The 22,978-nt window shown below is 67.3% G+C and carries 13 protein-coding genes and 3 rRNA genes; 7 read left to right on the top strand and 9 right to left on the bottom strand.

What is annotated here, in order from left to right; genetic code table 11:
• Positions 1-74 precede the first annotated feature (74 nt).
• On the bottom strand, positions 75-986 hold the full coding sequence (locus tag AN215_RS10275) for a hypothetical protein (RefSeq protein WP_139140715.1): 912 nt from the start codon (positions 984-986) through the stop codon (positions 75-77).
• 550 nt (positions 987-1,536) lie between these two features.
• Here AN215_RS10275 and AN215_RS10280 point away from each other — a divergent pair.
• From AN215_RS10280 to AN215_RS10300, 5 genes are all read left to right on the top strand, one after another.
• Positions 1,537-2,394, top strand: a complete 858-nt coding sequence (locus AN215_RS10280; protein WP_070012911.1) for a DUF8175 domain-containg protein — start codon at positions 1,537-1,539, stop codon at positions 2,392-2,394.
• Positions 2,384-3,730, top strand: a complete 1,347-nt coding sequence (locus tag AN215_RS10285; RefSeq protein ID WP_070012910.1) for a hypothetical protein — start codon at positions 2,384-2,386, stop codon at positions 3,728-3,730. Before AN215_RS10280 ends, AN215_RS10285 begins: the two co-directional genes overlap by 11 nt.
• Positions 3,727-5,292, top strand: a complete 1,566-nt coding sequence (locus AN215_RS10290; RefSeq protein ID WP_070012909.1) for an SCO6880 family protein — start codon at positions 3,727-3,729, stop codon at positions 5,290-5,292. The genes AN215_RS10285 and AN215_RS10290 overlap by 4 nt, the downstream gene beginning before the upstream one ends.
• A 315-nt stretch (positions 5,293-5,607) precedes the next feature.
• Positions 5,608-7,026 carry an ATP-binding protein gene (locus AN215_RS10295; RefSeq protein WP_070012908.1) on the top strand — a complete coding sequence of 473 codons (1,419 nt, stop codon included), beginning with the start codon at positions 5,608-5,610 and terminating at the stop codon, positions 7,024-7,026.
• 2 nt (positions 7,027-7,028) lie between these two features.
• Positions 7,029-8,489, top strand: coding sequence for a site-specific integrase (locus AN215_RS10300; protein ID WP_245694379.1), 1,461 nt, complete (start codon positions 7,029-7,031; stop codon positions 8,487-8,489).
• Between the two features lie 10 nt (positions 8,490-8,499).
• Here the strand turns inward: AN215_RS10300 and AN215_RS10305 are convergent, their stop codons facing one another.
• The 5 genes from AN215_RS10305 to AN215_RS10325 all read right to left on the bottom strand — a co-directional run bounded on the left by AN215_RS10305 (position 8,500) and on the right by AN215_RS10325 (position 15,627).
• Positions 8,500-9,033 (bottom strand): GNAT family N-acetyltransferase, encoded by a 534-nt coding sequence (locus tag AN215_RS10305; RefSeq protein ID WP_070012907.1) that lies wholly within the window; start codon positions 9,031-9,033, stop codon positions 8,500-8,502.
• A gap of 233 nt (positions 9,034-9,266) precedes the next feature.
• Positions 9,267-9,383 (bottom strand): 5S ribosomal RNA (gene rrf / locus AN215_RS10310).
• A 146-nt stretch (positions 9,384-9,529) separates the two neighbouring features.
• A 23S ribosomal RNA gene (locus tag AN215_RS10315) occupies positions 9,530-12,658 on the bottom strand.
• 343 nt (positions 12,659-13,001) lie between these two features.
• Positions 13,002-14,529: ribosomal RNA gene (locus AN215_RS10320) — 16S ribosomal RNA — on the bottom strand.
• Together the 16S, 23S and 5S rRNA genes form the textbook arrangement of a ribosomal RNA operon.
• Positions 14,530-15,090: 561 nt before the next feature.
• Positions 15,091-15,627, bottom strand: coding sequence for a MarR family winged helix-turn-helix transcriptional regulator (locus AN215_RS10325; RefSeq protein ID WP_107374358.1), 537 nt, complete (start codon positions 15,625-15,627; stop codon positions 15,091-15,093).
• A gap of 145 nt (positions 15,628-15,772) precedes the next feature.
• Between AN215_RS10325 and AN215_RS10330 the strand changes: the two genes are divergently transcribed.
• A complete protein-coding gene (locus AN215_RS10330; RefSeq protein ID WP_070013835.1) occupies positions 15,773-17,110 on the top strand; it encodes an MFS transporter in 1,338 nt (445 codons plus the stop codon).
• Between the two features lie 100 nt (positions 17,111-17,210).
• On the opposite strand, the gene AN215_RS10335 is transcribed toward AN215_RS10330, so the two are convergent.
• Positions 17,211-19,103 (bottom strand): ATP-binding SpoIIE family protein phosphatase, encoded by a 1,893-nt coding sequence (locus AN215_RS10335; protein WP_070012906.1) that lies wholly within the window; start codon positions 19,101-19,103, stop codon positions 17,211-17,213.
• Between the two features lie 214 nt (positions 19,104-19,317).
• Positions 19,318-20,661, bottom strand: a complete 1,344-nt coding sequence (locus AN215_RS10340) for an NAD(P)/FAD-dependent oxidoreductase (RefSeq protein WP_070013834.1) — start codon at positions 20,659-20,661, stop codon at positions 19,318-19,320.
• Between the two features lie 439 nt (positions 20,662-21,100).
• Here AN215_RS10340 and AN215_RS10345 point away from each other — a divergent pair, with 439 nt between their 5' ends.
• Positions 21,101-21,979 carry a TetR/AcrR family transcriptional regulator gene (locus tag AN215_RS10345; RefSeq protein WP_107374314.1) on the top strand — a complete coding sequence of 293 codons (879 nt, stop codon included), beginning with the start codon at positions 21,101-21,103 and terminating at the stop codon, positions 21,977-21,979.
• A gap of 303 nt (positions 21,980-22,282) precedes the next feature.
• Here the strand turns inward: AN215_RS10345 and AN215_RS10350 are convergent, their stop codons facing one another.
• Positions 22,283-22,723 (bottom strand): Lrp/AsnC family transcriptional regulator, encoded by a 441-nt coding sequence (locus AN215_RS10350; RefSeq protein WP_070037773.1) that lies wholly within the window; start codon positions 22,721-22,723, stop codon positions 22,283-22,285.
• Positions 22,724-22,978 lie beyond the last annotated feature (255 nt).

A 22,978-nucleotide genomic window follows, 5' to 3' on the forward strand; every position in this document is an offset into this window, starting at 1 on the left:
ACGACTGAGAAACGCGCCGCCGCCCGCGCCGTGCCCCACGCCGTCGCCCGCGCCGCTGCCCCCGCCGTACCGGCTCACCCGGCAGGCGAACGCACCTCGTCCCGGATCGTGTCCACCTGACCGGCAAGGGCCTCCAGGTCGACCTCGTCCGGGTCGGAGCTGAGGGTTTCCGGGCTGTTGTCGGCGACACTCGCGACCGAACCGGGGTCGCTCCAGGCGCAGGTGGCGATGGTGAGCTCCTCGCCGCCCCGCGACTTGGTGATGACCTCACAGGTGAGCGGTTCGTCCCCGCCCGCGGGAACGATCTCGCGACGCGGCACAGCCACATCCGTCCCCGACGCCTGGCTCATTCCGTCCAGGAGCTTGTCGTCGGACCCTTCCCCACCGGTGGCCTCGGAGTTGAGTCCTGAGTAGAGGAGTTGCTCCTTCCCGGAGCCGCCGCTGTACATCCCCACGTACTGCTCGTCGCCGGCCGCGAGGTCCGTGTTCCGGGTGCCGGCCTCGTCGCTCATGTCCTGGGTGAGCTTGTACTTCCCGTCCAACAGCGTCCTGGGCATGCTCACTTCGTACTTCGCCGCCGAGGCATCCGGGCCGCGGTTGCCCGAGGCGCTGTACTTGACGATCTGAGCGAGCCCGCCGAGCACCACGAGGGACCCCAGGACAATCGCGACGACCTTGCCCGCGTTGCTCTTCTTCGGAGGCGGCGGTCCCCATCCCGGCCCCGGAGGCTGCGGTCCGTAGGGGTACGGCCCGTACGGCTGCTGCGGGGGGTGCGGCTGCTGAGCGGGGTACGGCTGCTGCGGCGCCCCGTGCGGACCGGCGTGTCCGGCGGTTCCGGTGTGACCGGCCTGCGGCGGAGGTACGGGCGCCTGCCCGTACCCGTACCCGTACGGCGAAGGCGGAGGACCGCTCGGCTGAGGGCCGCTCGGCTGAGGCGGACCGTAGGAGGGCGGCAAGCCGTGCCCGGGCGGAGGCGGCTGCGACACGTTGTTCACTTCTCTTCCGGTGGTTGATCGTCCCCGTCGACGGCGCGAGGCCGCCTGACCTCCGCACGTCCCAACTCAACAGCCCCATAATCTACTTGGCGCCTTACCGCTGCCCCGTGCGGGGGCGGGCGAGGAAGCCCGGAAGCCGTGTCAGAGGCGCCCCTGCTCGAACGGGTCCTGCTCCGTGAGCAGTTTGTCGACGCGCGCCCTGTCGACCTTGCTCGTCATCTCCTCCACCTCCTGCCTGTCCCGCACAGGGTGCCGGGCGGCACGGCGGTGCACATGAGTACAACTACTCGGTCACGTATCCGCATGGGGACCCCTGCGCCTCCGTACGCCCCGGGATGCGCCCCTGGGGCAGACGGGGAGGCCACGAGGCGGACGTGACTGGTGAGATGCACGGGGCGTCAGGCGTACCGCATGGCAAGACGGTCAGTCACCCGTTGTCCACAGGCCCCCCGTACGGCCAGTGACACAGCTACCTTCGTTTGAGGAGACAATGCAATGACGACAGTTGACTGAGTATGAGGTTCGAGGGGGCACGTCCGGGATGAGCATCGGCGGCGAGGGGTACGGCGAGCGCGACCGTACGGGCGACGAGGGCGCGGCCGGAGGCCACGGCCGCGGCCCGGCCGGCCTCACCACGACCCGCACACGGCTCCCGGGCAGTGAGGGCGGCGGAAGACCGCCCGCACGCCCAGGACGCAGCGTCGTCACCGTCGTCGGTGTCGTGGTCCTGCTGATCGCGGCGATCGCCTTCGCCAACCAGGGCGGTGACAGCGGGGACGACGGCGCCGGCGGCAAGCAGGGCGGCGAGGCGCAGCCGACGGCGCCGACGGGGCAGAAGCCGGTCGAGGGCGGCAAGGGCGGCATCGCTTCCGGCTTCCCGCAGTCCGAACAGGGCGCGGAGAGCGCGGCGGCGAACTACGCGGTGGCGCTGGGTGGTGACGGGATGTTCAGCAAGGACGACCGTCACGAGATCGTCGAGGCTGTCAGCGCCCCCTCCTCACTGAGCAAGCTGCAAAAGGGCTTCGACGCGGATTACAGCGAGGAGTTGAACAAGAAGATCGGCATCGACGACGAAGGCAAGGCACCGTCAGGGTCGACCTTCGTGAACCGGACGATGCCCGCAGGCACAACGGTGAGGAGCTTCGACGAAGATGCGGCCACCGTTGCCGTCTGGTGCTCGGGGCTCTTCGGTGTCGCCGGGGAGGACTCGACCAAGCCGGTGAAGAACAGTTGGTTCACCGTCACGTTCAAGTTGAAGTGGACGGACGGCGACTGGAAGGTCGTCGACTCCCGGCAGAAGAACGGCCCGACTCCCGTGAACGGTGACAGCCCGATCTCAGGGGCCGAGGAGATCAGCAAGGCGGTCGACGAGTTCGGAGGCTTCACCTATGCGCGCTAGTCGTAGCCACCGGATGCTTCAACTGACAGGTCTCGCGGCGACCTTGCCGGCTGCCCTCATCCTGCTGGCATCCCGCGCGAGCGCAGCACCGGATCCGCCCAGCGAAGAAGATCCCTGCTCCACCGTCAGCGGCCCCGTAAGGGAAGTCTGCGAGGACGCCAACGACGAAGGCGGAGGCGGCAGCAGCGGAGGCGGGGGCGGCGGCGCCCCGGACGCCGCGAGCACCCTCGACCCGCTCTCGTCCCTCGCCAAGGGCTGCGCCAAAGCCGCCGCCTGGACCGTCGACGAGCTCTCCGATCTCGTCAACAAGACGACGAACATCGACTTCACGAACCCCGAGTTCCTGCGCCAGTACGCCGTGGTCTTCGCCGCGTCGACGATCCTCACGCTCACGATCTGGCTGCTCGCCGTCGCCAAGCGCGCGATCCGCGGCGTGCCGTTCGTCGAGGCCGTCACCGAGGCGATCGGCTTCCTCTGGCTGACCGTCATCGCGTCGGCTTTCACACCGCTGATCCTCCACACCGTCGTCTCGGCGACCGACGCGGTGACCGACGTGGTCGCGGCGGGCACGTCCGATCAGACGGACAAGTTCTTCGGCACGTTCTCCGAAGCGCTCAAGAACGGCGACGACATCGGCGGCGGCCCGATCATGCTGATCGTCGTCTCGCTCATCTCGGTGCTCGCCGCAGGCGTCCTTTATCTCGAACTCGTCGTCAGGGCCGCCCTGTTGTACGTGGGCGCGCTGCTCGGCACGGCCGTGTACGCGGGCCTGGTCGACAAGAACATGTGGGGCCACGTCCGCCGCTGGGCGGGCATCATGATCGCGGTCATCCTCGTCAAACCAGTGATCGTCATCGTGCTCGGGCTGGCGGGGGCGCTCTCCTCGTCGGACGGTCCGGACGCCTTTTCCGCGATCGTCTCCGGCCTCTCCATCATCATCCTGGCCATCTTCGCGAGCGCCATGATCTACCGCTTCGTCCCCGGCTTCGGCGACGAGATCGTTGGCCACCGCAACGCCTCCCGCGATCCCGCCTCCCGCTCGGCCGCGGCGGTCGTCTCCTCGCCGGCCGCGCTCGTACGCCAGGGCATCAACACGCACAGCGCCCGCGGAGGCGGCGGCCAGTCCGGGTCCGGCGGCGAGGGCGGCGGCGCCAGGCAGCAGCCGGCGGGCCAGGTCTCCGGCGGTGTCGCCGCGCACAGCTCCCGTGGCGGCGGAGGCGGCGGCGACGCCCCGCGTCCCAAGGCGCCGCCCGCGCCCCGTACGTACGACCGTTCCGCACCATCCCGCCCGGCCGGCAACGGCGGCGGGAACCGTACCGGAGGTGACCGCAGGTGACGACGGCGTCCCACACTGCCGCCGCTCCACGCCGCACGTACATGATCGGCCGGGCGCGGCCCAACGCGGCGATCGGCAAGAACCGGGAGACCGGTGAGATCGGCCTGATCATCGCGGGCGCGTTCCTCGGCATGATGAGCGGCCTGCTCATCCCCGTGCTCGCGTTCCGCATCCCCGCCCTGGTCGGTTTCCCGATGCTGTCGCTGGCCGCGATCTACGTGCCGTACAAGGGCCGTACGTTCTACAAGTGGTTCGAGATCAACCGCTCGTACCGCAGGATGCTGCGCAAGGGCGGCGCCACGTACCGCTCGGACGCCGCGGAGGCCGGCATCGGGCTGGACGGCCGCGAGGTGGAGATCGGCCCGCCGCCCGGCGTCGGGCGCATCAACTGGCTCACGGCGCCCTTCGGTCCGGACGAGCTGGCGGTGCTGCTGCACGCCGACCGCCGCACCGTCACGGCGTGCATCGAGATCGAGGGGCCCGGCGTGGGGCTCCGCGACAGCGAGGACCAGGAGGCCCTCGTCGACCGCTTCGGCACGCTCCTCAAGCACGTGGCGAACGGCGACGGCTTCGTCACCCGCCTGCAGATCCTGGCCCGTACGCTGCCCGCCGACCCGGACGCACACGCCAAGGACGTCGAGCAGCGGGGCGACGAGCGCTCCTCGGCCTGGCTGCGTGACTCCTACGACCAGCTCCAGTCGATGGTCTCGACGTCCAGCGAGCAGCACCGGGCGTATCTCGTCGCCTGCATGCACTACGGGCGTGAACTGGCCGCCGAGGGCGCGACGATCGCGAAGGCGGCGCAGCGCTCCGCGGGCCGTTCGGGGCGCAGGCTGACCAAGGACGAGGGCCTCGCGATCATCATGGCCCGCGAACTGACCGACATCTGCGCCCGGTTGACGGAGGCGGACATCCGCGTCCGTCAGCCGCTCGGCCAGGCCCGTCTTGCGTCGCTGATCCACTCGATGTACGACCCGGATCACCCCATCGACCACCTGCAGGCGATGTCGAAGCGCAACGCCTGGCCTGCCGAGCTGGACGCGATGGAACCGACGTATCTTCAGGCGAAGACGCGGGAATCCTCGACACGTGCACCGTGGTGCCATTCCACGGCGTGGGTGAAGGAGTGGCCGATGACGCCCGTCGGCGTCAACTTCCTTGCACCGCTGCTCGTTCACACCCCGGACGTGATCCGTACGGTCTCGGTGGCGATGGATCTGGAGCCGACGGAACTGGCCATCGAGCGAATGCTGACCGAGAAGACCAACGACGACGCCGAGGCGAGCCGGCAGGCGAAGATGAACCGCACGATCGATCCGCGCGACGTCGCCGCACACGGCCGTGTCGACCAGCGCGGCGAGGATCTGGCGTCCGGTGCGGCAGGCGTCAACCTCGTCGGCTACATCACGGTCTCCTCGCGCTCCGCTGATTCGCTCGCCCGTGACAAGCGCACGATCCGCGCGTCGGCCGGAAAGAGCTACTTGAAGCTGGAGTGGTGCGACAGGGAGCATCACCGGGCGTTCGTCAACACGCTGCCGTTCGCAACCGGCATCCGCCGCTGAGGAGGACGCGCGACATGATCAACGGCCGCTGCCCGCACGGCAGTCGTCCGGACCGCCGGACGACCCGCCCCGGCCACCTGGACGGGAGCCACAGCGGAAGCCATAGCCGGGACCGCAGCCGGGGCCACAGCCCTGCGGGCCTCCCGCGTACCCCGATCGACGGTGCTTCCTCAGGCACAGGGCCCTCCGCCCGTACAGCGGCGTCCGCGCTGCCGGCGGCAATGACCGGACGGACGACGGGGACGCCGGCGGCTCGGACGGCCCTCTCGACGTCGGCAACCGGCATCCGCCGCGGAAGGGGCTGAAAGATCTCCCATGGCCTCGCACGATCCACTGACAGCGATCACCGACGCGTTCACGAGCTTCCTCTTCGGCAAGACGGAGACGACGCGACTGCCCGTGCGCACCTCCACGGGCCAGGCACAGGCCGTCTATCTGCCCACCGCCGCCCCCGGTCTGGGCGACTCCGGCGTCATCATCGGCCGCGAGGTCTACAGCGGCAAGGGCTACATATACGACCCCTTCCAGCTCTACGGCCAGCAACTCCCGGCCCCGCACTGGCTCGTCCTCGGCGAATCGGGCAACGGCAAGTCGGCGCTGGAGAAGACGTACGTGCTGCGTCAGCTCCGCTTCCGTGACCGCCAGGTCGTCGTGCTCGACGCACAGGGCGAGGACGGCGTCGGCGAATGGAACCTCATCGCCGAGGAGATGGGCATCACCCCCATCCGCCTCGACCCGACCGCCGCGCTGGACCAGGGCATCCGCCTCAACCCGCTGGACCCGTCCATCACCACGACCGGGCAGCTCGCCCTGCTCCGTACGATCATCGAAGTCGCCCTGGGCCACGGCCTGGACGAGCGCTCGGGCTTCGCGCTGAAGGTGGCGCACAGCTATGTCAACGCCACCACGGCCGACCGCCAGCCCGTCCTGACCGACATCGTCGAGCGGCTCCGCCATCCCAAGCCGGAGTCGGCGGAAGCGATGAACGTGGAGCTGGACGACGTGCGGGCCTGGGGACTTGACGTCGCTCTCGTCCTGGACCGCCTCGTCGACGGCGACCTGCGCGGCATGTTCGACGGCCCGACGACCGTCGGCATCGACCTCGACGCCCCGCTGATCGTCTTCGACCTCTCCCACATCGACCGCAATTCCATCGCCATGCCGATCCTGATGGCCATCGTCGGCGTCTGGCTGGAACACACCTGGATCCGTCCGGACCGCAGGAAGCGCATCTTCCTGGTCGAAGAGGCCTGGCACATCATCAACAGCCCGTTCGTCGCGCAGCTGTTCCAGCGTCTGCTCAAGTTCGGCCGCCGGCTGGGCCTTTCGTTCGTGGCAGTGGTCCACCACCTCTCCGACGTGGTCGACGGGGCCGCCGCCCGCGAGGCCGCCGCGATCCTCAAGATGGCCTCTACACGGACCATTTACGCACAGAAGGCCGACGAGGCCCGCGCCACGGGCAAGGTCCTCGGCCTGCCCCGATGGGCCGTCGAGATCATCCCGACCCTCTCGCCGGGCATCGCCGTGTGGGACGTCAACGGCAACGTCCAGGTCGTCAAGCACCTGGTGACAGAGGCGGAACGGCCGCTGGTCTTCACCGACCGCGCGATGACCGAGGCTTCGGCCGGGCCGGAGGACTTCGACGCCTCGCTGGAGGCCGACCTGGAGGCCGAGGCGGAGGCGCGCGCCCTCGCCGTCGAACAGTCACCGTCCTCCAACTCCACCGTCGCCTAGCCATGTCGTACGGATACGACCACCACGGCTCGGCCTACGACGACGAAGGCGGACGCGGCTACACCGACGGCAGGCCCCACGACGGCGGACGGCCCGAGAGCTGGCGGCGGCACCCGTACGGCGGTCCGTCCCGCCCTCCTCGCCGGGGCCCGGTCCGCGGCGGCACCGGCGGAGGCGGCATCCCGGACGGCCTGCTCCTCGGCGGGCTCGCGCTGCTCCTCGGCACCACCGTCCTCATCTGGACGGCCACCGGCCTCGCCGGGCTCCTCGCTCACGGCTCCTGGCCCGAAGGGGTCTCCTTCACCCGTACACCCATGGCCATACGGGACCTTGCGGCCGACCCCCGGGACCTCGCAGCCGCCTGGCCCGGTGTGGACCCCTCCCACCTGTCCGGATACGGGCTCTTCTGGGGCCTGTTCATCGGACAGCTGCTCATTCTCGCCGTCCTCACCGTCTTCGCGGTCGGCACCGTCACCCGCGCCCGCGCGGTTCGCGCGGCCCGCCGCTCACACCGGACTCAGGAGGCCGCGCCCTCCGGCACGGACGTACGGCCGCTGCCCGCTCAAGCTCCCCCCGTCGAGGAGGAGTCGGCAGACCCGGCCGCCCCGTCCGCTCCCATTAGCGCACCGGCCGTCGAACGAGTAGCCGAACCGGTGCCCGCCGGCCCCGTCGACGCGGGCACCGACCCTGTCGTCCCCGGCTCCCAGGCGGGCGACGAGGAAACGGCGGTCCCGCAGGCCCGCATTCAGGACGCTCCCGGCGCCGTCCTCGTCGCCACGTCCGACACCGCGCTGTGGGCAGCGACCAAGGACGCCAGGGCCAAACTCGGGCCCGTCCACCTCTTCGACCCGGGCCAGCTCTGCGACACCCCCGACCGTCTGCGCTGGTCCCCGCACCACGGCTGCGCCGACCGTGCCACGGCCGCGTCACGCGCCGCGGCCCTGCTCGCACCGCTGCGCTCGTCCCGTCCCATCGACGCCGAGATGCACTCCGCCGCGGAGACACTCCTGCGCTGCTGGCTCCACGCGGCCGCCCTGGACGACCGCCCGTTCCGCGAAGTGCACCGCTGGGCCATCGCCAAGACCACCCCGGCAGACCCTGTCCAGACGCTCCGCACCCACCCCAAGGCGTCGCCCGGAGCCGCCGGCGAGCTCGAGGCCACACTCACGGGCCACCCCGAACGCCGCAGGCACGCCACCGAACTCGTGCGCCGCGCCCTCTCCCCGCTGTCCCAGCTCCACGTACGCAACGCGTGCACGGCGGCACGCGCCGACCGCGTCGCACTGGAATCCTTCATCGACGAAACGGGCACGCTCTATGTAGTGGGCGAAGACCCCGAACTGATGCCGATCCTCAACGCGCTGGCCCAGAGCGTGGTCGAGCACGGCCGCCGCGTGGCCGCACGGTCATCCCCCGGCCGGCTCGGCCCACCACTCACCGCGGTTCTCCAACTCCCCCTCTAGGAGGGCTCCTTCAGCGCCCTGGCCGGGGCCGACCGGGCAGCTGCAGCACCATCTCGTACTCCTTCAGCACAGGCGCCTTCGGATCGCTGACGAACCCTCCGGTACGCACATACCCGATCCGCCGGTAGAAGGCCTCCGCCCGCGGATTGTGCTCGTGGACATGCAGCAGCATCCGCGTCACACGCGGACGTTCACCGGCCCAATCCTCCACAGCCCGCAGCAGCCCCTCCGCCAGCCCGGTCCCCCTGTGCTCCGGCCGCACGTAGACGCCCACGACATGCGCGCTCTCGCCTTCGTCGAGCACGGCCGCACTGCCCACCCAGCGGCCACCGGCCTCTTCGTCCTCCGCGATGAACGTCTCCGCCAAAGTGCCTTGCGTTCCCTGCGCGGCACGACGAAGCCAGAACTCGTCGCTCTGCCCGGCAGCGTTCTCGTACGTCTCGTTGAAGGCGACGGACGCCGCAGGATCCGCGAGCCCCGCCAGCCGGAGCTCACGCAGCTGCTGCCAGTCCTCGGCCCGAACTGCCCGGATCTTGTACGTCATGGCCTGATACTGCCTCAGCGCCCCCACCCGGCAATAGCGAATTGCGCTGCACCTGGGCCACGAAGCAGCGGGGCCGGCGCCCCTCGCCGACCCCGCCTTGTGCACTCCCAGACCCTCCGTTTGCCCCTCCCGCTGCCACCCATGCACGACAGCCCGACAAGGGGCTCCGTACGCAGAGAAGCCCCGTTGGTGTGGGTGGTGTTCCCATTCCAACGGGGCTTCTTCTACTGGTAGTTCGGCGGTGTCCTACTCTCCCACACGCTCCCGCATGCAGTACCATCGGCGCAGTAAGGCTTAGCTTCCGGGTTCGGAATGTGACCGGGCGTTTCCCTCACGCTATGACCACCGAAACACACCCCCACACACGGGTGGGGGAAAACTCTGTGTTCTCTGTGTTGTGTCAGCGCACTCTTCACTTAACAACCGGCCGACAACCCCTTGGTGCGGGGTGCGGGGGTTGTTGTTTCAGATACTGCACAGTGGACGCGAAGCATGTGTGGTCAAGCCCTCGGCTTATTAGTACCGGTCAACTCCAACCCTCACGGGTCTTCCATATCCGGCCTATCAACCCGGTCATCTCCCGGGAGCCTTAACCCCACACAGGGGGTGGGAGTCCTCATCTCGAAGCAGGCTTCCCGCTTAGATGCTTTCAGCGGTTATCCCTCCCGAACGTAGCCAACCAGCCATGCTCTTGGCAGAACAACTGGCACACCAGAGGTCCGTCCGTCCCGGTCCTCTCGTACTAGGGACAGCCCTTCTCAAGACTCCTACGCGCGCAGCGGATAGGGACCGAACTGTCTCACGACGTTCTAAACCCAGCTCGCGTACCGCTTTAATGGGCGAACAGCCCAACCCTTGGGACCGACTCCAGCCCCAGGATGCGACGAGCCGACATCGAGGTGCCAAACCATCCCGTCGATATGGACTCTTGGGGAAGATCAGCCTGTTATCCCCGGGGTACCTTTTATCCGTTGAGCGACGGCGCTTCCACAAGCCACCGCCGGATCACTAGTCCCGACTTTCGTCCCTGCTCGACCCGTCAGTCTCACAGTCAAGCTCCCTTGTGCACTTACACTCACCACCTGATGACCAACCAGGCTGAGGGAACCTTTGGGCGCCTCCGTTACATTTTAGGAGGCAACCGCCCCAGTTAAACTACCCACCAGACACTGTCCCTGATCCGGATCACGGACCCAGGTTAGACATCCAGCACGATCAGAGTGGTATTTCAACAACGACTCCACACCCGCTGGCGCGAATGCTTCACAGTCTCCCACCTATCCTACACAAACCGAACCGAACACCAATATCAAGCTGTAGTAAAGGTCCCGGGGTCTTTCCGTCCTGCTGCGCGAAACGAGCATCTTTACTCGTAGTGCAATTTCACCGGGCCTATGGTTGAGACAGTCAAGAAGTCGTTACGCCATTCGTGCAGGTCGGAACTTACCCGACAAGGAATTTCGCTACCTTAGGATGGTTATAGTTACCACCGCCGTTTACTGGCGCTTAAGTTCTCAGCTTCGCCACACCGAAATGTGACTAACCGGTCCCCTTAACGTTCCAGCACCGGGCAGGCGTCAGTCCGTATACATCGCCTTACGGCTTCGCACGGACCTGTGTTTTTAGTAAACAGTCGCTTCTCGCTGGTCTCTGCGGCCACCACCAGCTCCGAGTGCAAGACTCTTCACCGGCCGTGGCCCCCCTTCTCCCGAAGTTACGGGGGCATTTTGCCGAGTTCCTTAACCATAGTTCACCCGAACGCCTCGGTATTCTCTACCAGACCACCTGAGTCGGTTTAGGGTACGGGCCGCAACAGCACTCGCTAGAGGCTTTTCTCGACAGCATAGGATCATCCACTTCACCACAATCGGCTCGGCATCAGGTCTCAGGCTTCGTGCCATGCGGATTTACCTGCATGACGCCCTACACCCTTACCCCGGGACAACCACCGCCCGGGCTGGACTACCTTCCTGCGTCACCCCATCACTCACCTACTACAGACTCGGACCGCCGGCTCCACCACACCAGCCGTTTTCCGAAGAATCCGACCGGGGGTTTCACGGGCTTAGCATCACCTGATTCAGCGCTGGCGCACTGCCACGGGTACCGGAATATCAACCGGTTATCCATCGACTACGCCTGTCGGCCTCGCCTTAGGACCCGACTTACCCTGGGCAGATCAGCTTGACCCAGGAACCCTTAGTCAATCGGCGCACACGTTTCTCACGCATGTATCGCTACTCATGCCTGCATTCTCACTCGCATACCGTCCACAACTACCTTCCGGTGCTGCTTCACCCGGCACACGACGCTCCCCTACCCACCCCAACAGGCGTTAGCCCTTCACGTTGGAGTGACACGACGTCGGCGGTGTGCTTGAGCCCCGCTACATTGTCGGCGCGGAATCACTTGACCAGTGAGCTATTACGCACTCTTTCAAGGATGGCTGCTTCTAAGCCAACCTCCTGGTTGTCTCTGCGACTCCACATCCTTTCCCACTTAGCACACGCTTAGGGGCCTTAGTCGATGCTCTGGGCTGTTTCCCTCTCGACCATGGAGCTTATCCCCCACAGTCTCACTGCCGCGCTCTCACTTACCGGCATTCGGAGTTTGGCTAAGGTCAGTAACCCGGTAGGGCCCATCGCCTATCCAGTGCTCTACCTCCGGCAAGAAACACACGACGCTGCACCTAAATGCATTTCGGGGAGAACCAGCTATCACGGAGTTTGATTGGCCTTTCACCCCTAACCACAGGTCATCCCCCAGGTTTTCAACCCTGGTGGGTTCGGGCCTCCACGAAGTCTTACCTCCGCTTCACCCTGCCCATGGCTAGATCACTCCGCTTCGGGTCTTGAACACGCTACTCAGACCGCCCTCTTCGGACTCGCTTTCGCTACGGCTCCCCCACACGGGTTAACCTCGCAACATGCCGCAAACTCGCAGGCTCATTCTTCAAAAGGCACGCAGTCACGACGCACCAAGCAAGCTTGGCACGCGACGCTCCCACGGCTTGTAGGCACACGGTTTCAGGTACTCTTTCACTCCGCTCCCGCGGTACTTTTCACCATTCCCTCACGGTACTATCCGCTATCGGTCACCAGGGAATATTTAGGCTTGACGGGTGGTCCCGCCAGATTCACACAGGATTTCTCGGGCCCCATGCTACTCGGGTGGTCCTCAAACAAGTTGCTGACATTTCAGCTACGGGGGTCTTACCCTCTACGCCGGGCCTTTCGCATACCCTTCGCCTACATCAACAATTTCTGACTCGCCGACCGGCCGGCAGACCGGACAAGAGAACTCCCACAACCCCGTACATGCAACCCCTGCCGGGTCTCACACACATACGGTTTAGCCTCATCCAGTTTCGCTCGCCACTACTCCCGGAATCACAGTTGTTTTCTCTTCCTGCGGGTACTGAGATGTTTCACTTCCCCGCGTTCCCTCCACACACCCTATACATTCAGATGCGGGTGACAGCCCATGACGACTGCCGGGTTTCCCCATTCGGACACCCCCGGATCACAGCTCGGTTGACAACTCCCCGGGGCCTATCGCGGCCTCCCACGTCCTTCATCGGTTCCTGGTGCCAAGGCATCCACCGTGCGCCCTTAAAAACTTGGCCACAGATGCTCGCGTCCACTGTCCAGTTCTCAAACAACAACCAGCCACCCACCACCCCCACCCCATCGGGGCGAAGTACACCGGGACCGGCAACCAAGAGAAAACAGCCCAACGGCCGCACTCTCAGACACCCAACAGCGCGCCCAGCCCCCGCCGCCGGCAGCGGACCGTCTTCCACACCTGCAACAACACAGGCAGTACTAACGGCCGACACCGGCACGAGAGCTGAATAGTCAACGTTCCACCCATGAGCGTCCAGCACCGGACGTGCGCCGGTGTACTGGCTCTGGACGGCAGGGCCCCTCTCACATCGAGAGGTGTACCTGACGCCGCATGCTCCTTAGAAAGGAGGTGATCCAGCCGCACCTTCCGGTACGGCTACCTTGTTACGACTTCGTCCCAATCGCCAGTCCCACCTTCGACGGCTCCCTCCCACAAGGGGTTGGGCCACCGGCTTCGGGTGTTACCGACTTTCGTGACGTGACGGGCGGTGTGTACAAGGCCCGGGAACGTATTCACCGCAGCAATGCTGATCTGCGATTACTAGCGACTCCGACTTCATGGGGTCGAGTTGCAGACCCCAATCCGAACTGAGACCGGCTTTTTGAGATTCGCTCCACCTCACGGCATCGCCACTCATTGTACCGGCCATTGTAGCACGTGTGCAGCCCAAGACATAAGGGGCATGATGACTTGACGTCGTCCCCACCTTCCTCCGAGTTGACCCCGGCAGTCTCCCGTGAGTCCCCAGCACCACAAGGGCCTGCTGGCAACACGAGACAAGGGTTGCGCTCGTTGCGGGACTTAACCCAACATCTCACGACACGAGCTGACGACAGCCATGCACCACCTGTACACCGACCACAAGGGGGGCTCTGTCTCCAGAGCTTTCCGGTGTATGTCAAGCCTTGGTAAGGTTCTTCGCGTTGCGTCGAATTAAGCCACATGCTCCGCCGCTTGTGCGGGCCCCCGTCAATTCCTTTGAGTTTTAGCCTTGCGGCCGTACTCCCCAGGCGGGGCACTTAATGCGTTAGCTGCGGCACGGACAACGTGGAATGTCGCCCACACCTAGTGCCCAACGTTTACGGCATGGACTACCAGGGTATCTAATCCTGTTCGCTCCCCATGCTTTCGCTCCTCAGCGTCAGTATCGGCCCAGAGATCCGCCTTCGCCACCGGTGTTCCTCCTGATATCTGCGCATTTCACCGCTACACCAGGAATTCCGATCTCCCCTACCGAACTCCAGCCTGCCCGTATCGAATGCAGACCCAGGGTTAAGCCCCGGGCTTTCACATCCGACGCGACAAGCCGCCTACGAGCTCTTTACGCCCAATAATTCCGGACAACGCTCGCACCCTACGTATTACCGCGGCTGCTGGCACGTAGTTAGCCGGTGCTTCTTCTGCAGGTACCGTCACAAAAGCTTCTTCCCTGCTGAAAGAGGTTTACAACCCGAAGGCCGTCATCCCTCACGCGGCGTCGCTGCATCAGGCTTCCGCCCATTGTGCAATATTCCCCACTGCTGCCTCCCGTAGGAGTCTGGGCCGTGTCTCAGTCCCAGTGTGGCCGGTCGCCCTCTCAGGCCGGCTACCCGTCGTCGCCTTGGTAGGCCATCACCCCACCAACAAGCTGATAGGCCGCGGGCTCATCCTGCACCGCCGAAGCTTTCCACCACCAGACCATGCGGCCGGCAGTCCTATACGGTATTAGACCCCGTTTCCAGGGCTTGTCCCGAAGTGCAGGGCAGATTGCCCACGTGTTACTCACCCGTTCGCCACTAATCCACCCCCGAAAGGGCTTCATCGTTCGACTTGCATGTGTTAAGCACGCCGCCAGCGTTCGTCCTGAGCCAGGATCAAACTCTCCGTGAATGCCTAAAAAGACAGACCCGAAAGAGCGGCACAACCAGAAGGAATAATCCCGGTCGCGCACAACATCCTCGCTGTCATCAAAGAAATCCCCACCCCCGGCAAACACACCAGGGGCACGAGGTATCAACATATCTGGCGTTGACTTTTGGCACGCTGTTGAGTTCTCAAAGAACGGACGCTTCCATCACAACCCTGCCACAGGCCACTCCGGGCGCTTCCCTCTCGGTGAACCCGACACTATCAGATCCGAATTCCCGGTCCGAACGGACCAGAATTTCTTCCTGAACCCCTGCCGGGAGGGGACACCTTACCGGCGCGGCCGCCACATTAGAGGAACTCCCCCGACACCTCAAAATCGAGACGCCACACCACCCGCACCGAACTGATTTCCGCACACACAAACACACGAAAAACAGCCCCGCAGGACGGGGAGAACACTTCACTGGAGACTGCCGCCGAACGGCAAGAGCGTCGCTTCGGAGCCGTGGGCTCCGTGGCAACCCGGAGGACACTACGGATCGGCGTGCACGGTGTCAACTTGCTGCCGGACGCCGGACCGCGTCAGTCCAGGTCGGTGAGCCGGCCGCTCGCGTCCGGCTGCGCGTCCTCGACGCGGCGCAGGAGCCGTGTGAGCAGCTCACCGAGGAGCGACCGCTCGACCTTGGTGAGGTCCTGGAGCAGCTCTTCTTCGAACACAGAGGCTTTTCGCATCACTTGGAGCCACTTCTCCCGGCCCTCGTCGGTGATGCCGATGATGACCCGCACCCGGTTCTCCGAGTCGCGCTCCCTCGTCACGAGCCCCTGAGCGAGCATGCGGTCGATGCGGTGCGTCATCGCGGCCGGGGTCAGACCCAGACGCTTGGCGATCGTGCCGGGCCACAACTGGTACGGCGTTCCCGCCATCACGAGCTCTCTGAGGACCTCCCACTCCGCATGGCCCAGTCCGAGGGTGCCGAGCTGGCGTCCGTAGGCGACGTTCATACGGCGGTCGAGGCGGCTGAGCGCGTTGACGACCTTCTCCACCTGAGGGTCCAGATCGCGGTATTCGCGCTGGTAGATGGCGATCTGCTCGTCGAGTGTGGGCTGTCGGTCCGGCACGGGAGGCATGGAAACGGAGTATCCCACGTGAAGTCGTTCGACATGAACGCTTGCGCTGTGTAGCCTTTAGCTTCGAAGTTTAGCTTTGAAGTCTCCTCGCGTGCCGAGGAGCCGGGATCAGAGGTAGGTGAGTGTGACCACGGCGATGAGCGCTGCGCTGCGCAGGATCCAGTTCGGGAACGCCCTGGCGGCGTTCGGCAACGGCTTCACGGCGCCGTTCCTGTTCATCTATGCCTCGCACGTGCGGGACTTGGGTGACGGCACGGCCGGCGCGGTGCTGGCGGTCTTCGCTGTCGTCGCGCTCGTGGTGCTGCCCTTCACGGGGCGGGTGATCGACCGCCGGGGCCCGATGCCTGTGGCGTTCGCAGGTTCCGCGCTCGGCACGGTCGGGGCGCTGGGGTTCGGCATATCGGAGAGCGCTCCGTCCGTGCTGGCGTCGTCGGCTCTGATGGGAGCGGGTGTGGCGATTCTGCAGCCTGCCCTTGCGACCATGGTCGTTTCCTGCTCGACGGCGGTGACCCGTTCGCACGCCTTCGCGACGCAGTTCTTCCTGAACAACCTCGGTCTGGGTGTCGGCGGTCTGCTCGGGGGGCTCATGGTCGACGAGCATCGGCCCGGGACGTTCACGCTGCTGTTCGTCATCGAGGCCGCGATGTTCGTGGTGCTGGCTGCGGTACTCGCGACCGTCCGGTTGCCGCAACTGCGGGAGGCCGGCCGCGACTTGACCCAGGCGGCGGCGGATGAGCGCGAGGCGCCGGCAGAAGGCTGGTCGGTGCTGTTGCGGGACCGGTCGATGGTGCTGCTCTGCGTCCTCGGCTTCGTCTTGTTCTTCGCTTGCTACGGGCAGTTCGAGTCGGGGTTGTCGGCGTACGCGGTGGAAGTAACGCGAATATCGACGTCCACGTTGGGCATCGCACTCGCGGTCAACACCGGGGTGATCGTCCTGGCGCAGTACGTGGTGCTGCGGCTCGTCGAACGGCGTCGGCGCAGCAGGGTCGTCGCTCTGGTCGGGGTCATATGGGCGGTCGCCTGGGTGGCCGCCGGTGCCTCCGGTCTGGTGCACGGAACCCAGGCGATTGCGACGGCGCTGCTGATCACGACGTACGCGCTCTTCGGCGTGGGCGAGACGATGCTGTCGCCGACCGTGGCACCCCTCGTGGCGGACTTGGCGCCGGGGCGGCTGGTCGGCCAGTACAACTCGGCGTTCGCGCTGGTCAAGCAACTGGCGCTGGCTGCGGGCCCCGCCTTCGGAGGGTTGCTGGCAGCGATGGGCGCGTACGGGGTCTACATCGTCATGCTGGTGGGCTGCTCGTTCGGCGTGAGCTTGCTGGCGCTCTGCCTGGGCCGGCGTCTGACAGCCGCGCAGGACCGTCCGTACCGGTCCGTCGTGGTGGCGGGCGGCAGCGGTGCACCGCGGCGGCCGGCCGAGGCTGTCACGTTAGAGACGGCACCGATGGATCGCGCGAATGGAGCGGCGGTCTGAGCGAGTCCGCTGCCGGGATCGGCTACAGGCCGGCGCAGGGCATCAACGGAGGGGGTGAAGCGGGGAGTTGGTCAGTTCCGGTGGCGGCCGCGAGATGCGGTCAGGCCGTGGGCAGGGCGAACTCGCACCAGACCGACTTGCCCCCTCCGGGTGTCCGTCGTGAGCCCCAGGCCGAGGCGATGGTGGCGACGATGGAGATTCCGCGTCCCGCCTCATCAGCGGCCTCGGCGGCGCAGCGCCTCGGCAGGTGTTCGTCGCCGTCCGTGACTTCGACGATCAGCCGCCGGTTCGTCCGGCGCAGGCGCAGGCGCATCGGCGGGATGCCGTGCTGGAGGGAGTTCGCGACGAGTTCACTGGCTGCCAGTACGCCGAGATCCTGGAGTTCCCTCGGGAAGCGCCAGGAGGAGAGCACGCCGGTGGCGAACGCGCGGGCGCGCGGGGCGGCTTCGGTGCCGCCGAGGAGGTCCAGGGCGGCGTTGTGGAACAGTTCGGCGTCGGGGCCCGTGCGGGCGGGGTGCTGAAGGACGAGGACGGCGACATCGTCGTCGTGTTCCGCGGTGATGCCGAGGGAGCGCAGCAGACGGTCGCAGACGATGTCCGGGGAGCCTGTGGCGCCCGCGAAGGCCTGTTCCAGGGTGTGGACTCCGGTGTCGATGTCGGCGTCGCGACGTTCGACGAGGCCGTCGGTGTACAGGACGGCGGAGCCACCGGGCGGGAGCGGCAGTGAGCTGGAGGCGTGCACCCATCCACCGGTGCCGAGCGGAGGTCCGGTCGGCTCGGGCGCGCGCTGGACCGTGCCCGCCGCGTCGCACACGATGATCGGGGGGTGGCCGGCGGAGGCGTAGTGCAGAAGCCCCTCGTTGGGGTCGTGCACGGCGTACACGCAGGTGGCGATCTGGCTGGGGTCGATCTCGGCGGCGAGCCCGTCGAGCAGCTGCAGCACCTCGTGCGGCGGGAGGTCGAGCCGGGCGTACGCGCGTACGGCGGTGCGGAGTTGGCCCATCACGGCAGCGGCGCGCACGCCGCGGCCCATCACGTCGCCGATGACGAGGGCAGTGCGGCCGGCGCCGAGGGTGATGACGTCGTACCAGTCGCCGCCGACGGCCGCTTCCGTACCGCCGGGCTGGTAGGTGGCGGCGACCCGCAAGTCGTCGGGCTGCTCCAGCTCCTGGGGCAGCAGGCTGCGCTGGAGGGTGACCGCTGCCTCGCGCTGGCGGCGTTCGCTGGCGCGGAGGCGCTCCGCCGCCTCGACCTGGTCGGTGACTTCGGCGGCGAAGATCAGCACGCCGTTCTCGCCGTCGGCGGTGATGGGCGTGCAGGTGAAGGTGTAGAAGGCATCGCGGCTGTCGCGTGAGTCGGCGGTCCGGGGGACGCGGCGCGACTTGACCGTGCGCGGCTTGCCGCTGCGCAGCACCTGGTCCATGAGTGGGAGCAGGCCGAGTTCGACGAGTTCGGGCAGCGCGTCACGCGCCGCGTCGCCCTGGGTGCGCGGGCCGAAGACGGCGGTGTATGCGTCGTTGACGTACGCGATGCGGTGGTCGGCGCCGTGCACGACAGCGGCGAGGGCAGGGACCTGGCCGAGCAGATCGTGCACTGACAGCGCGTCGATGCTGCGGGTGACGTGGGCGCTGGAGTTCTCAGTCGCCGTGGCCGTCCCCGGGGCCCATGCGGCCACGGCGGCTTCCGCGCTCCTGCGTTCCGAGTCGGAGAGCACGGACGGAGCGGCGTGGCCGGTCTGCGCTGACCGGCCTCCGGGTTCCGCTTCCGGCGCTGCCGGGTCAGCGCGGCGCTCGGCCCGTGCCGCCGGGACGCTGCCGGAGCTCTCCGGGTTCGCGCCGTCGGCCACGCCGCCGGACTCGTCGTCGCCCCCGGCCCCGTCGGCAGGGCTTCCGGACGTCTGCTGCGCCTGCGCTGCCGCTGCCCTGGCGGCCTGCGCGGCTGAGTTGCGCCGCTGTGTGCCGGGCAGTCGGGCGCTCCAGCGCGTGAAATTCACGGTCGTCCGATTCCTCGTGTAGTCCGGAAGACGGCCCCCCGCTGAGCCGTCGCTGGTCACAGTGTGCGGATGCGAGCCCACTCATGGTCACACGTTCCGCATGGTGCACGGCGCAGACATTGGATCACGCACCGGCCACCCGTCGGATCACCCGGCGTCCCTTCCGGGAGTCGGGCCGGCCGCTCCGGGGAGGCGGACTTCCCGGACCGGTCCCTCAGCCGTCGTCGCGACGGCGTACGCCACCTGCCGCGAGTTCGAACTCGGCGCGAGGGTGTTCGAGCGAGCCGAGTGAGACGATCTCGCGCTTGAAGAGTCCCGCCAAGGTCCATTCCGCGAGGACTCTCGCCTTTCTGTTGATCGTGGGGACGCGACTGAGGTGGTAGGCGCGGTGCATGAACCACGCCGGGTAGCCCTTCAGCTTGCGCCCGTAGACGTGCGCGACGCCCTTGTGCAGTCCGAGCGAGGCGACGGAGCCCGCGTAGGCGTGACGGTAGTCGGTGGCGGGCTCGCCCCGCAGGGTGGCCGCGATGTTGTCGGCGAGGCGGCGCGCCTGGCGCACGGCGTGCTGGGCGTTGGGGGCGCACAGGGCGCCCTTCTCGCCCTTCTCCTCGGCGAGGAGGTCGGGCACGGCGGCCGCGTCGCCCGCCGACCACGCGTTCTCGACGCCCTCGACGCGCAGTTGTGCCGTGCACTTGAGTCTGCCGCGGCCGTTGAGGGGCAGGCCCGCCGCTGCCAGGACGGGGTGCGGTTTGACGCCGGCTGTCCACACGAGGGTGCGTGTGGGGTGGCGTGAGCCGTCGCTGAGCACGGCGACGCGGTCCTCGCAGGAGTCCAGGCGGGTCTCCAGCCGTACGTCGATGTTGCGGGCGCGGAGCTCGCGGAGCGCGTATGTGCCCATCTCCTCGCCGACCTCGGGGAGGATCTTCCCTGAGGCCTCGACGAGCAGGAACTTCATCTCCTCCGCGCGGACGTTGTGGTAGTAGCGGCACGCGTAGCGGGCCATGTCCTCCAGCTCGGCCAGGGCCTCGACGCCCGCGTAGCCGCCGCCGACGAAGACGAAGGTGAGGGCGGCGTCGCGAATCTCCGGGCTGCGGGTGGACGAAGCGATGTCGAGCTGTTCGAGCACGTGGTTGCGGAGCCCGATGGCTTCCTCGACCGTCTTGAAGCCGATGCCGTGCTCCGCGAGACCGGGGACGGGGAGGGTGCGGGAGACGGAGCCGGGCGCCAGTACGAGTTCGGTGTAGGAGATCTCGACCGCCTCGGTCCCTTCCTCCTCCGTGGCGAGCGTCTTGACATGGGCGACTCGCCGTTCGTGGTCGATGGAGACTGCTTCGCCGACGACCAGCCGGCAGTCCCGCAGGACTCTGCGCAGGGGCACGACGACATGACGCGGCGAGATGGACCCTGCAGCCGCTTCGGGGAGGAAGGGCTGGTAGGTCATATAGGGCTCGGGGTCGACCACGACGACTTCGACTCCGCCGGAGGTGCCGGGGCCGCTGTTCGCTGTCCGCCTGAGCTGGTGCTTCAGCTTCTGCTGAAGACGCAGGGCCGTGTACATGCCCACATATCCGCCGCCGATCACGAGGATGCGGGCGGTTCCGTTCTTCGCCTTCGTCACGAGTCCATGACGCACCCGCGACCGGGTGTTTGTCCACAGGCTCAAAGAATTGTGTGACCGGTGGAGACCCCGCATCCGCTTCCCTTTCCGATTCCGGAACGTACGGATAACAGCAGGTCAGAAGGGGGATGCCGAGGTGTGAAAGGTGGTCCGGGGCACTTCCGTGGAGTGTCGTTCCAGCCACTGTGGGACGTCCGCCAGACCGCCCTCTTCTCTCATGAGCAGGGTCTCAACTATCTTCGATGGTCGTCGGAGGTGCGGTGCTTGAGGACCACGGTGCCGGCGCCGCCGACCGCGACAGCGTGAGGGTCTCCGGGGGGAGACTTTGATGACCGGGGGAAAATTGATGCGCATTCAGGGTATTCACGGCTCTTCTTCCATGGCCGCTGCCATGTCGGCGGTTCCGGACACGGGGAGCCAGGGGGCGGGAGACGGCGGCAGCGGAATCGGCGCCGTCGACAACACCACGAGCGCGAACAGGGCCGGCACTGCCGGCAGGGCCGCAGAGGCTGTGGCCGCCCCGCGTCCGACTCCGTTGCGAGTGGACGCGCAGAGGAATCTCGAACATGTACTGAGGGCCGCCCGCGAGGTCTTCGGCGAGCTGGGTTACGGCGCGCCGATGGAGGACGTCGCCCGGCGGGCCCGGGTGGGCGTCGGCACCGTGTACCGGCGGTTCCCGAGCAAGGACGTACTGGTCCGGCGTATAGCGGCGGAGGAGACCGCCCGCCTCACCGAACAGGCACGCACCGCACTGGGCCAGGAGCAGGAGCCGTGGTCGGCTCTCGCGCGCTTCCTCCGCACGTCGGTGGCCTCGGGCGCAGGCCGTCTGCTGCCGCCGCGGATACTGCGCGCCGACGGCTGGGGCGGCGATGTGCCGATCGCCGAAGGCTCTCCGGCGCGGGTGCCGCAGCAGCGGCAGGCCGCGTACGAGCAGGAGGGCCAGGCCGGACTGCGGCTGGTGGAGGACGGCGCCTCTGCCGCGCCTGCACCCGCTCAGGGGCAGGCCGGGCGTGGCGGTGACGGTTTCGAGGGGTTCGAGGACGACTCGGGCTGTACGGAGTTGCTGAGCGTCGTCGGCCAGATGGTTCAACGAACCCGTGAGGCGGGGGAGTTGCGCGACGATGTGACGGTCGGCGATGTGCTGCTGGTGATAGCCACCGCGGCTCCTTCGCTCCCGGACGCCGCACAGCAGGCGGCGGCGTCCAGGCGGCTGCTGGAGATACTTCTGGAAGGGCTGCGCCCGCGCCCACAGGCGTGACGGCGCCGACGGGCACGGAGTCGGCAGCGACAGCCACGTGACGGGCTCCGGCTTCGGGCGCCCGGACGGGGCCCGGGTCCGGGGCTTAGTCCCGGGTCCGGGGCTTAGTCCCGGGTCCGGGGCTTAGTCCCGGGTCCGGTCGGTCGGAGTCCGGGCCAGTCCCGGGTCCGGGCCGGGTCGGGCGCGAGTCCGGGCCCTGGGGCGGGTGCGGGCTTCCAGGCGCCCCGGCCGCTCTCCGCCGAGGGTCCGGCCGGGCCGGCTGCAACCGGGGGGCTGCTCCGCCGGTCCTGCTCGCTCAGGCGCTCAGTCCAGCCCGGGCGTCCGGGGTGGTACGGGCGTGGACTGGACGATCGAGGTCGTCGTCTGCCCGTGGAACAGAAAGCGGTCGAGGACTTCCTCGAACGAGCTGACGTCCGCCGCATGAACCTTGATCAGAAAGCAGTCCTCGCCGGTGACGCGATGGCACTCGCTGACCTGGGGGATGCTCCGAGCGAGTTCGGCGATCTTGGGCAGCTGCCCTGGCCCGGGCCGTACGCGCACGAAGGCGGCCACCGGATAGCCGAGCGCTGCCGGGTCGACGTCCACGCGGTAGCCGCGGATGACGCCGCTCTCCTGGAGCCTGCGCAAACGGTCCCGCGCCGTGGGCACGGAGACCTCGATACGCCGGGCCAGTTCGGCCGTGGGCAGACGGGGGTCCGCATCCAGCTCGACCAGCAGCGCCCTGTCCACGGCATCCATTTTCATAATCGCCAATCGAGAGGTGATTCACAGAGACAACGGGAAAGTTCTTTCCCGGATAGCTTTCCTTTTCGACATGGTTCCGCTTGAGGATTCTTGCGATCGTGCCACGCATGGTCAACCTCCCGCGCTTCCTCACAGGCTCAGGCTCAGGTACAGGGACCGGCGCCGGTACCGGCCCGGCTGCAGACGACGCTCGTGCCGGCGGCGGTGGCGTGCGGTCCGGCGGAGAAGCTCAGCCCCGGGCCCGCACCAAGGCCG

The organism is Streptomyces abyssalis, from assembly GCF_001751365.1.
Classification (GTDB): domain Bacteria; phylum Actinomycetota; class Actinomycetes; order Streptomycetales; family Streptomycetaceae; genus Streptomyces; species Streptomyces abyssalis.

Excerpts from the sequence above, each read along its gene's own strand:
- AN215_RS10285 (WP_070012910.1), top strand. The coding sequence starts at position 2,384 with ATGCGCGCTAGTCGTAGCCACCGGATGCTTCAACTGACAGGTCTCGCG.
- AN215_RS10300 (WP_245694379.1), top strand. The coding sequence starts at position 7,029 with ATGTCGTACGGATACGACCACCACGGCTCGGCCTACGACGACGAAGGC.
- AN215_RS10330 (WP_070013835.1), top strand. The coding sequence starts at position 15,773 with ATGAGCGCTGCGCTGCGCAGGATCCAGTTCGGGAACGCCCTGGCGGCG.
- AN215_RS10350 (WP_070037773.1), bottom strand. The coding sequence starts at position 22,723 with ATGAAAATGGATGCCGTGGACAGGGCGCTGCTGGTCGAGCTGGATGCG.
- AN215_RS10345 (WP_107374314.1), top strand. The coding sequence starts at position 21,101 with ATGGCCGCTGCCATGTCGGCGGTTCCGGACACGGGGAGCCAGGGGGCG.
- AN215_RS10305 (WP_070012907.1), bottom strand. The coding sequence starts at position 9,033 with ATGACGTACAAGATCCGGGCAGTTCGGGCCGAGGACTGGCAGCAGCTG.
- AN215_RS10340 (WP_070013834.1), bottom strand. The coding sequence starts at position 20,661 with ATGTACACGGCCCTGCGTCTTCAGCAGAAGCTGAAGCACCAGCTCAGG.
- AN215_RS10280 (WP_070012911.1), top strand. The coding sequence starts at position 1,537 with ATGAGCATCGGCGGCGAGGGGTACGGCGAGCGCGACCGTACGGGCGAC.
- AN215_RS10295 (WP_070012908.1), top strand. The coding sequence starts at position 5,608 with ATGGCCTCGCACGATCCACTGACAGCGATCACCGACGCGTTCACGAGC.